This is a genomic window from Bartonella sp. AP57NXGY, from assembly GCF_042195805.1.
Classification (GTDB): Bacteria; Pseudomonadota; Alphaproteobacteria; order Rhizobiales; family Rhizobiaceae; genus Bartonella.
In genome coordinates this window covers 1-2,381 of sequence record NZ_JBHIOZ010000184.1, presented here as the reverse complement: position 1 = coordinate 2,381, position 2,381 = coordinate 1, and the positions used below count along the sequence as shown (strand labels likewise).

1 protein-coding gene and 1 pseudogene are annotated in these 2,381 nt (G+C 32.0%); one reads left to right on the top strand and one right to left on the bottom strand.

Features of this window, described 5'->3' with window-relative positions:
- Positions 1 to 1,156: 1,156 nt before the first annotated feature.
- Entirely contained in the window at positions 1,157 to 1,429 is a 273-nt protein-coding gene (locus ACFIL8_RS09240; RefSeq protein ID WP_375681499.1) for a phage tail assembly protein, read from the bottom strand.
- Between the two features lie 815 nt (positions 1,430 to 2,244).
- Here ACFIL8_RS09240 and ACFIL8_RS09235 point away from each other — a divergent pair.
- Positions 2,245 to 2,381, top strand: a pseudogene (locus ACFIL8_RS09235) (Bcr/CflA family drug resistance efflux transporter); the annotation flags it as partial.

Here is a 2,381-nt window from a genome sequence, read left to right as displayed (position 1 = left end):
CAAATGGTGTGTTTTCAGGAATGCGAGTTTCCATGTTTTATCTCCTTGAATATGCTGGAGATACAATGCCTTTTTGCAAATTATGTTCCAAAAGTGAATAGATATGCGCCAAAAAGGACAGAAAACATCGAAAACAAGACGGTGATCATTACTTAAAATTCTTCTTACATGACTCCAGTCTAGAACTGATAATACCAGTTTATCGAGAATTTTAGTTGATGGGGGGTAAACGGTCTATGGGGGTATGGCTCTCTTTTCCCGTTCTGTACTGCAATGTTTAAAAGATTGAATGTCGTTGTGAAGTTTAATCTTTCCTCCTTAGCTTAAAAGTAAGCTCTCTTAATGCTTTTCTTTCAAGTAATGTCCCAGATACTGCTTGAGGAAAACTTTGTAAACGCTTTTCCATCATTGATTATGTTTGAAGGTAAAAAGTAAAATTCTGGAGTCTTTATTTTATTATTCATTTTTTTGTAAAAACAGCGCGTCTTCTAAAATTTTAGTTTTTTATATTGTACTTATAATTAAAAGAATGCTTCAATTATTCAAAATAAATATCAAAAGTATTCAATTCAAAAAGCTATGAGAGATAAAAGAGAAGGAAGAAACATTAGTGTTCTAAGCTGTTTTTCCTTCTCTTATTGCTCTATATCAAAACAATGCTAGAAAACTTTTCTAAGTTCTTTGAGTAAAAACTCCCAAAACCAGAGAGGAAAGTTGAAAAGTTTTGAGACAATGTCCAAAAGTTTCGAGATTCTCTCCAAAGGTTGTTTTTTAGTTTCGCCCGCAGTTTTTTTATACGATGTAAGAGCACTTTGATTTGAGAGATAAATTTGGTTCGATGGACCATCTTGTATTAAGAAAGTGCATTTTGTAAAGGTCATGCGTTCCACCTTTATGACGTAGGGATTATGAACTGTAATCGGTTCATAGGTGCTACAGGTTTTCACTTTTGCATTTGCAGTTGTCATGGATTCTGTTTCAAATGTATTTGTATAAAGGTTACTTGTGCGTTTTTCGGGTTTACTGTCGATTAAAATACATTCATCCATTATGCTTTTTATGGGTGCATTTACTTTGTTTATAAAGTTTTTGAGATGTTTAGAAAATTGAGTTTCTAAGGATAGGATTTTTAGGGATGGGATTTTTATGATTGTATTCATTTTATCAAGTTTTTTAATACTTTTTTTATTAAAGGCCCGTAAATGTCTTTAATGTTTAAAAAATCACGAACACCAAGTTTACTGATGGCATTATAGGACCACCCTGAAAGACATGCGATCATTTCAATTGATTGCTCGTCACCTTCTTTGCTCTGTATTGCTTTTAAGTCTTTAAATTTCGGGCGGCGTAAGGTGATTTCTGTGTATGTCTTTCCTTCCACTTTAATAGGTCCAAGTAATTGGTACGTGGCTCGTTCTGTTATATTCATTAATAGCTTCTCCTTGCTTTCTACATTAGATGCAGAATGATTCGTCAAATTTTTATTATATCATGTTTGTCAATAGCTTAGGCAATAAACTTTGTGCTTGCTATGTAGAATGAAATTCTAACAAAATGGACAAGATGAATTTAGATTTTAGAGCGAGATAGAAGCACAATTTGCTTTATGATATTAGTGGGCTATTAAGTTTATTTGCTCAATTATTTGTGTTGATAAAGACTTCTCCATGAGCCATTATTATATGCTGTATTGTTACAATAATATTTGCGTGGGGAGTTTTGAGGAAAGGGAGTTTGTGGCTTCTTTTTTCTTTGAGCGTTGTAAACCACTTCTGATAAAAGATGTTGTCGGGAAAGTGATGTTGTTATCATGGAGAGGGATAGTGTTTGGGAGCGTTTTTGTTGATGATATCAATGAAAAAAAGCTGATGAAGATAGGGCAACATGAATACAACAAAATGCGCTATTTCGGATTGGGAAATATATCTCTGAAGGAGAGTTTTGATCTTTTAGCTTCTTTTGCGTATAGTTTTAAAATTGCGATTTGCTATGCTTTAAAATTAATTATAAAGTGAAGCACTAAGTGTTTATTTACGTGTTGAGTGTGTGCGTGCGGATCATACACTGGATTTATGTATCAACAAGCTGAATTATTCTCGAATAAAGTAAAAGAATAAAGAAAATTGATTATTTTATTCCCTGTGGATAAAGTTAAAATAGCTTTATATTTATAAATATAAATTATTATTTTTCTATAAACGTAAAATTTAAATATTTTTAAATTTAAGAAATGTGACTTTCCTGATGAAACATAAATATACATTACCATTCATTATACTTATCGTATGTTTATCAACAGGAGGTTTGATTTCTACCGATATTTTTTTACCAGCACTGGGCGATATGCGTCAATATTATCAAGTGACACAATCTCAAATTCA

What these genes read in the sequence shown, in the direction of transcription:
- ACFIL8_RS09240 (WP_375681499.1), bottom strand. Translation starts at nt 1,429, where the DNA reads ATGAATATAACAGAACGAGCCACGTACCAATTACTTGGACCTATTAAA.